Below are 7,512 nucleotides of genomic sequence, written 5' to 3'. Positions count from 1 at the left end.
CATTCTCGCCCAGAAAACAATGATCGAGCTTGGATGCAGCGCCCAAAACGCCTGCGCCCAGCTTGGCTATTCCGACAGCATTTGCCAAAAGGTGCTTCCCTTTCTTATCAGCTAATATCTGGAAAAAAGCCCGCTTGGAATAAAACGTGAATCCGTCTTTTGAACAATACAAAAAGGAGTTGTTACGATGTCCAGTGTAATCGCCCATATTGAAAAACGTGGAAGAAGAGAAGCGGAAAAACAGTTTCTGGCGGAAAAGAAATCCTGGAGCCAGGAGAAGAAAGATTTAACGCAGGAAAGCGGCGAAATGCTGTTCACTCTTGTCATTCTCGCCCAGAAAACAATGATCGAGCTTGGATGCAGCGCCCAAAACGCCTGCACCCAGCTTGGCTATTCCGCCAGCATTTGCCAAAAGGTGCTTCCCTTTCTTAATTGATTGCAAAGAAGACGTCCATTGCCGACGCCTTCTCTTTTCTTTTGAAAACAACATAAGAAAAATGGAAGAAGTTGATCTCCTTCCATCGTTGAAAATGCATATTTTTCAGGTTTTCACCAAGAAGTCGTTGGCTTTTACAACTCTTCTTTTGTGTCGAATCGAAGATTTCGCTGCCGCTTGGCTTCATCCAGCAATTCCATGACCTTCAAAGTCTGCGCTTTGTTCGCTTCATAGCTTTGAGTATCGCGCCTGCGAATCATCGCCTCAAAATCGCTCAACTCATAAAACATATGGAATCCCTGGTCGATGCCGATTTCTTTTGTCGTTTCACCGCGCTCTGTCTTTCCAATCGAATCGCCTTTTGGAAGCAGCAAATCGACATGCTCGCATACCCCGCTGCTGGCCCGATCGACCCGAATGGTGCCTTCATCGCCTTGAATGTACACGCTATACGGGGAGGAGCTGTCTTTGGCGCCCGTGCACACCGCCACAAATTCCGGATACTCCAACACGAGAACGCCGCTCGTGTCGATTCCATTGTAGCCAATATTCATAAAATAATGCAGCGAATCCGGACAGCCAAATAATCCAACCATAAAATGCAAATTGTACACGTTGATATCCATGAGCGCACCACCCTCGAACTTCAAGTCGAACGCGTTCGTCACCTGCCTGTTTTTGTATTTGTCATAGCGCGAGGAGTACTGCGAGAAATTGCACTGCACCAGCTTCACGTTGCCAATCGCCGGCAAGTGCGCCTGCACCGCCTTGAAGTTGGGCGTATGCACATTCGTAATCGCCTCCATGAGAAACACGCCATGTTGCTCGGCAAGCGCGAACAGCTCTTCCGCCTGCTCTTTCGTCGCGCAAAACGGCTTTTCAAGCAACACGTGCTTTCCAGCCGCCAGCGCGCGCTTCGCCTGCGAAAAATGAAGCGAGTTCGGACTCGCCACATACACCACGTCCACCGCCGGATCTTGCAGCATTTCATCCAAATCCCAATACGCCTTGTCCGCCTTGTGCTTGGCGGCAAACGCGTTCGCCTTTTCTTCGGTTCGAGAATACACGGCATACAAATTGACGCCATTGACTTGCGCGATCGCGTCAATCATCCGATCCACGATCACACCCGATCCAATCGTCGCGATATTGATCATCCTTTTCTCCCTCTCTTTATCGTCCGCTTATGCGGTTTGTCCCGGTAAATACGGAAACATACGCCATCCTCCGTATTGTAGCCCTTCACCTGGTAGTTGTTGGCCTTCGTCACTTTGGACACGATGGAAAGCCCCAGCCCGAACCGGCCGCCCTCGCCTTTCTCGTATGGCTTGAACAACGTGTCGATCCTGTCTTCCGGCATTTTCGGTCCGTCGTTGTAAATGCGCAAATCGTTTTCACGCACCACGATCTTGATGTACGATTTCGCGTACCGGAACGCGTTCTCCATAATGTTTTCAATCGCGACCCGCCACGCCTCGATCAATCCATCGAAGAACACTTCCTCCACATCGGTTTCCAGACGGATATCCGGATCAATGACTGCGGAATTGAGCACTACTTGCTCCACCACTTCCTTCATATTCGTCACGACCCCTTCGCAATCCGACGTAATCAAATATTCTACGCGGTTCAAATACAGCAAATTGTGCACCTTGTCCTCAAGCCGCTGCGCGTTATCCAAAATCACATCCACGCTGCTTTCCAAATCCCCGTACGGATAAATGCCGTCCTTGATGGATTCCGAATACGACTTGATCGTCGCGATCGGCGTCTTTAAATCATGCGAAATGTTGTGAATCATTTCCTCTTTGGATTTTTCCTGCTTCGTCAGCTCTTCCTTCATCGAAATCAGCTCGTGCGCCACGTCGCCAATCTCGTCTTCCCGGTTGATATTCAGCTCGACATCCTTGCCCTGCTTGATTTGCGAAATATACAGCCGGATCTGGTTGAGCGGATAGATGATCGAAAACGCCCAAAGCATGAGAATCATCAAAATAAGCGAAAACGCCACCACCGTCACATACACCGTCGAGTCAATCAACGAAGAGCGAAACTCGCTAGCGTACGTGTCGTCCATAAAGCTGGCCACCACGACTTTCTCTCCGTTGGAAACGCATTTTTCCATCAAATAATAATACGTGCCGTCATCCACGCGAATAGTGCCATAACTTTCGTTCTGGCTCGTGGAGGCGACAAGCGCCCGGGCATGCGTGATCAAAAAATCGTAAAATTCCATCGTTTTAAACTCATGCGCCGGAATCGTTAAAAACTTGATTTGATCGCCTTCGATCAAGCAGTTGGTCTGAATGGAATCCGTCGACAAATATTGAAAAAGCTGGTTTTCAAAATCCACCGGCTCGTTCGCCTCCAGCGCGCTGATAATTGGCTTCTGTCTGGAATCCATGACGCTGTACATTTGATTGGAAATCGTCACCTCGATGTTTTTATTCATAAAAAACGTGAAGAACAACGCCAGAAAAATGAGCATCAGCAATATGATCATCAGCACCTGCTGCGTCAGCGACAGCTTCTTAAAGTATTTTCCAATCGAATTTGGCATAGCCTATCCCAACCGGTATCCATACCCGTAAATCGTATGGATGTTGAGGTTTGGCAGCTTTTTACGCAAACGACGCAACGTGTCGTCCACGACCCGGTCCGAGCCAAAGTAGTTCTCGTCCCACACGTTTTCCAAAATCTTGTCCCGTGAAAAGGCGATTCCCTTGTTTTTGATGAACATCATCAGCAAGTCGAACTCTTTGGTCGTCAGCTCGATCTCCACGTTGTCCGTGTAAATCTTGCGCTGCACCTCGTCCAGCTCGTATCCATCCACCGAAATCCGGGTGCTGTTGTCCTTATAGGTGCGCTTCATAATGTTGTTCACCCGCAAAACGACTTCCTTTGGCGAAAACGGCTTCGTAATGTAGTCGTCGCAGCCCTTCTCCAACCCGATGATGCGATCAAACTCCTTGTCCCTTGCCGACATGAAAATGACCGGAATATCCGGGGCTTGCAGGCGAATCGACTCAAGAAGGTCGAACCCCGACTTGTCGTCCAGCATGATGTCCAGGATCCAAAGGTGGACATCGTCGTCGCCGACGTGCGCACTCGCCTCTTCATACGTGTAGTATGAATGCACCTCGTACCCGTCTTTTCGCAAATACTGCGCGACCAAATTGTTGATATCCCTTTCATCTTCCACGATATTTACTACTCGTTTCATAGTTCTCTCTCCTGTTAAAATCCTCGTTCCTGAATATAGTTGACGACGCGATCCACATATTCTTTGCACAACGCGTCGGTTTTGGCTTCGACCATGACCCGGATCAGCGGCTCCGTTCCGCTTGGCCGCACCAGGATCCGTCCGTCCCCATTCAAGTCCTCGTTGACGGATTCGATCACCTTTTTCAACTCTTCGTCGTCAAGCACGACTTTCTTGTCCTTGACTTTCACGTTTTCCAGCAGCTGCGGGTAAATAAACAAGCCCTCCGACAGCTCCTGAATCGTTTTTCCCGACTCTTTCATCGTTTCCAGCAGCTTGAGCGCCGTCAGCAACCCGTCACCCGTCACCGCATGCTCATAGAAAATGATGTGGCCGCTTTGCTCGCCACCCAAATAATAGTCGTTTTTCTGCATTTCCTCGAAAACGTACTTGTCGCCCACGTCGGTTTGGGTATAGTCGATCTTCGCCGCGTCCAGCGCCTTGTACAACCCCAGGTTGGCCATCACCGTCGTCACGACCATGTTCCGGTTCAAATGGTTTTTCTCCTTCAAGTGCTTGCCGCAAATGTACAAAATGTAGTCGCCGTTAATCAGCTCGCCATCCGAGTTGACCGCAATCAGCCGGTCAGCGTCCCCGTCAAAGGCAAGACCCAAATCGTAATCGTTTTCCTTCATCATCCGCACAAGCGCTTCCGGATGCGTCGAACCGCACTTCAAGTTGATATTGATCCCGTTTGGCGAATTGCTGATGGCCTCCACCGTCGCGCCCAGCGAGCTAAGCGTTTCAACCGCCGTGCTCGTCGCCGAGCCATTCGCCAAATCCACCGCGATCCGCATGCCGCTCAAATCGACCGGAACGATGCTTTTCAGCCACGACATGTAAATTTCCAAGCCGTCCTGCCAGTCGATATACTCACCGATCGCGTCGCCAGTCGCCAACTCCAAATCGCTCTTTTGATCCATATAGTCCTCGATTTGCAGCAGCACGTCCTCGTCCATCTTCTGGCCGCGGTGGTCAAAGATCTTGATGCCGTTGTCGTAGTACGGATTGTGCGACGCCGAAACCATGATGCCGCAGTCGAAGCGCTCCTTGCCGACCAAATACGAAACAGCCGGTGTCGGACATACGCCCAGCAAATACACCTGCGCGCCCGTGCTGGCCGCGCCCGCCGCCAGCGCCAGTTCGAACATATCGCCCGAAAGACGGGTATCCTTGCCAATCAGGATTTTCGCGTGCTTTCCCTTTCCGTAATACCAGCCCAAATACTGGCCGATCCGCAGCGCCATATCCAGCGTCAAATCTTCATTCGCCTTGCCGCGGACCCCGTCGGTCCCAAAATATTTTCCCATATTACTACTCCTTCTCGTTGGTATTGGTTGTTTTCACCTTGACAGCGACTTCCACCGTCGTCGGATTGATTTCGACATTCACCTTGTCGCCATTCGAATCGTACGCCACCAGTGGCGCGTTCATTGAAAAATCGGTCGTCTTGCCCGTCGTGTCGACAATGGCCTCCACCTTGCGAATCGAATCCAGCTGCTCCTGCGTCGCCTTGACGAGCACCGACGACTGGGCCGGCGTCACGCTGTCGAAATCGCTTTTTTTCTGGCCGACCCCGATCAGCAGCTCCGCGTCCACCGGAAACGACTTCGTCAGCTTACGCACCAAATCCACCTCGACCGTCGCCGGATTGACTTGCACGTCGATTTGCTTGGGCACGTTGGACACTTGCAGCGTCGCGACGTTGTCGCCTTCGCCAAAATTGCGCAAGTCCGCCGTCACCACCGCCGCGTTGCTTTGATTTCGAAACGACTGGATGTCGGCCGGATCGCCCGTTAGCGTCAAATCGACCGTCGAAGGCACGCCCGTGATTTCATAGGTTTCGGTATCCGCCTTGATCTCGACGCCGACGCCCGGCACGTTGAGCGTCGTCAAGTCGTTGTTGAAAAACGTATACCGGATGTCGTCGAAATTGACCGCCACGCAAATGCCCGTCGAAACGAGCAGCGAAACGATGACCGAGCTGCGCTTGTGGTAAATGATCTTGTCGAACAGCTTCGACAGCTTGGAAAACCCCGCCACCGCCAAATGGCTGCATTTGTCGAAAAAGCTTTTCGCCCCGTTACGATCCATGACGTTTTCCTCCTGTATGCGAATACAAATCGACGATTTCCACGGCCTTCACCCGCTCGTCCTCGTTTTTGATCGCCGGCTCGCTTTTGCGCGTCCGGTTCAGCGAAAACGAGCGCGCCGTTTTCAGCACCGGATCGAACAGTGTCGTCTTCGTTTCCGGGACGACGAGCTTGTTCATCAAAAGGCGCTGCAAGCCTTCCGGCTTGTATTGCGTCAGCTGACCGCGCATCGCCACGGAAATATTGCCCGTTTCCTCGCTGACGATAATCGTGATCGAATCCGTGATCTCGCTAATGCCGACCGCCGCCCGGTGCCGGGCGCCGTACTTGCTTGGCAAATCTTTCGTCGTTGGCGGAAAGTACGCCGCCGCGCAAGCGATTTTCACCCCCTGGATGATGACCGCCCCGTCGTGCATCGGCGTCCCGTACTGAAAAATCGTCTTGATCAGCTCGCTCGACACTTCCGAATCCATTTTGATGCCCGTCTCGATGTAGTCTTCCAGCGACTGGGACTGCTGAATCGTGATCAGAGCGCCCGTCTTCAGCTTCGACATCGCCGCGCAAGCGTCCACGAGCTGGTCGATCATGTGCACGTACTCCCCTTCCGATACGTTCATGTTGAAGATCGTCGTCGTCTTGCCCACTTTCTCAAGCATGGAGCGGATCTCGGGCTGAAACAAAATGAGCACCGCGACCACGCCCCAGTTCAAAAAGATGTCGATCAAGTAATTCAATGTATGCAGTCCAAGTACGACCGCGATCACCTTGATCAAAATGATCACGATGATTCCCTTGAAAATCTGAATCGTCCTTGAATTGTTGCGAATGATCCGCAACCCGGAATAAATCAATCCCCACACCACGAGGATATCCAAAATCAATTTGATGATGATCGAAATGTCATTCCATGATCCTTTCATCACACGCCCCCTATTCTGTTTTGAATGAATGGTTAAGCAATCGAATGCAGCAAGCTATGAATCGAGTCCACGACTTCCAGCGCCTGGTTTTGCACTTCTTCCGGCGCCATCGCGATTGCGTAGCTGTTGGCCGCGTTTTCCAGCATCGGGATGTCGTTGTACGAGTCGCCAATCGCGTACACGTCCTGGTCGTCCACCCTGGCAAACTCGATCACGAAATCCAGACCGGTGCTCTTGGACACGCCCTTGGGAACGACGTCCACGACGCAGTTGTTGGCGTACGCCGTCACCGTCGCGCCAAAGAAATGGTTGATTTGCTCCGCCATCTCGTACGCCGCGTCCGCGCTCGACATCGAAACGACAAGCTGGGCGTATTTCCCCATATCCAGCACTTCCTCTTCCGACAAATCCGGCTGCAAATGCGGATACCGGTGATCCGTCACCCCTGGATCGACAACGATTTTGTGGCGATAAAAGCCGTCGTTGACAACATAGCTGGCCACGTTGTCCATTTCCTTCATCGCGTAAATGATATCCACCGCGGTCACATAGTCCAAATAGTTGGCCATCATTTCCTTTCCGGCCGCGTCGAACACCATGCCGCCATTGTTGCTGATGACATAATCGCAAGGCAATCCGAATTTTTTGATTTGTTCGTCGATCGACTGCATCGAACGCCCGGTCACGATCACAAAAAGGTTCCCGTCTTCCTTCCATTGACGGATCGCATCCAAGTCGTCCTGCATGATCCCTTCTCCATAATGCAAAGTTCCATCATAATCGGTTGCTAATAATTTCATG

8 protein-coding genes are annotated in these 7,512 nt (G+C 51.6%); 1 reads left to right on the top strand and 7 read right to left on the bottom strand.

The window, feature by feature from the left end:
• The first annotated feature begins 187 nt into the window (after window positions 1–187).
• Window positions 188–436, top strand: a complete 249-nt coding sequence (locus E5336_RS08730) for a hypothetical protein (RefSeq protein WP_135980734.1) — start codon at window positions 188–190, stop codon at window positions 434–436.
• Between the two features lie 134 nt (window positions 437–570).
• Here the strand turns inward: E5336_RS08730 and E5336_RS08725 are convergent, their stop codons facing one another.
• The 7 genes from E5336_RS08725 to E5336_RS08695 are packed head-to-tail and all read right to left on the bottom strand — an operon-like array spanning window position 571 to window position 7,511.
• Window positions 571–1,593, bottom strand: a complete 1,023-nt coding sequence (locus E5336_RS08725) for a Gfo/Idh/MocA family protein (protein WP_135980733.1) — start codon at window positions 1,591–1,593, stop codon at window positions 571–573.
• Entirely contained in the window at window positions 1,590–2,996 is a 1,407-nt protein-coding gene (locus tag E5336_RS08720) for a HAMP domain-containing sensor histidine kinase (RefSeq protein ID WP_135980732.1), read from the bottom strand. Before E5336_RS08720 ends, E5336_RS08725 begins: the two co-directional genes overlap by 4 nt.
• Before the next feature lie 3 nt (window positions 2,997–2,999).
• Complete coding sequence (locus E5336_RS08715) at window positions 3,000–3,659, bottom strand: response regulator transcription factor (RefSeq protein ID WP_135980731.1); 660 nt, start codon at window positions 3,657–3,659, stop codon at window positions 3,000–3,002.
• A 14-nt stretch (window positions 3,660–3,673) separates the two neighbouring features.
• The gene (gene glmM, locus E5336_RS08710) at window positions 3,674–5,008 is read right to left on the bottom strand and encodes a phosphoglucosamine mutase (RefSeq protein WP_135980730.1); all 1,335 of its coding nucleotides are present in this window, start codon (window positions 5,006–5,008) and stop codon (window positions 3,674–3,676) included.
• A 4-nt stretch (window positions 5,009–5,012) separates the two neighbouring features.
• On the bottom strand, window positions 5,013–5,792 hold the full coding sequence (locus E5336_RS08705) for a CdaR family protein (RefSeq protein ID WP_135980729.1): 780 nt from the start codon (window positions 5,790–5,792) through the stop codon (window positions 5,013–5,015).
• A complete protein-coding gene (gene cdaA / locus E5336_RS08700; protein ID WP_135980728.1) occupies window positions 5,782–6,711 on the bottom strand; it encodes a diadenylate cyclase CdaA in 930 nt (309 codons plus the stop codon). Before cdaA ends, E5336_RS08705 begins: the two co-directional genes overlap by 11 nt.
• 32 nt (window positions 6,712–6,743) lie before the next feature.
• Complete coding sequence (locus E5336_RS08695; protein WP_135980727.1) at window positions 6,744–7,511, bottom strand: HAD-IIB family hydrolase; 768 nt, start codon at window positions 7,509–7,511, stop codon at window positions 6,744–6,746.
• Between the last annotated feature and the right edge of the window lies 1 nt (window position 7,512).

The sequence above is a fragment of the Dubosiella muris genome (assembly GCF_004793885.1).
Lineage (GTDB): Bacteria > Bacillota_I > Bacilli_A > Erysipelotrichales > Erysipelotrichaceae > Dubosiella > Dubosiella muris.
The sequence above is the reverse complement of the archived record's forward strand: the minus strand, read 5'-3'. Positions and strand labels throughout refer to the sequence as shown.

Bases quoted from the DNA above. Each gene is read 5' to 3' on its own strand.
- E5336_RS08715 (WP_135980731.1), bottom strand. From the start codon at position 3,659: ATGAAACGAGTAGTAAATATCGTGGAAGATGAAAGGGATATCAACAAT.
- E5336_RS08695 (WP_135980727.1), bottom strand. From the start codon at position 7,511: ATGAAATTATTAGCAACCGATTATGATGGAACTTTGCATTATGGAGAA.
- E5336_RS08720 (WP_135980732.1), bottom strand. From the start codon at position 2,996: ATGCCAAATTCGATTGGAAAATACTTTAAGAAGCTGTCGCTGACGCAG.
- cdaA (WP_135980728.1), bottom strand. From the start codon at position 6,711: ATGAAAGGATCATGGAATGACATTTCGATCATCATCAAATTGATTTTG.
- glmM (WP_135980730.1), bottom strand. From the start codon at position 5,008: ATGGGAAAATATTTTGGGACCGACGGGGTCCGCGGCAAGGCGAATGAA.
- E5336_RS08705 (WP_135980729.1), bottom strand. From the start codon at position 5,792: ATGGATCGTAACGGGGCGAAAAGCTTTTTCGACAAATGCAGCCATTTG.
- E5336_RS08730 (WP_135980734.1), top strand. From the start codon at position 188: ATGTCCAGTGTAATCGCCCATATTGAAAAACGTGGAAGAAGAGAAGCG.
- E5336_RS08725 (WP_135980733.1), bottom strand. From the start codon at position 1,593: ATGATCAATATCGCGACGATTGGATCGGGTGTGATCGTGGATCGGATG.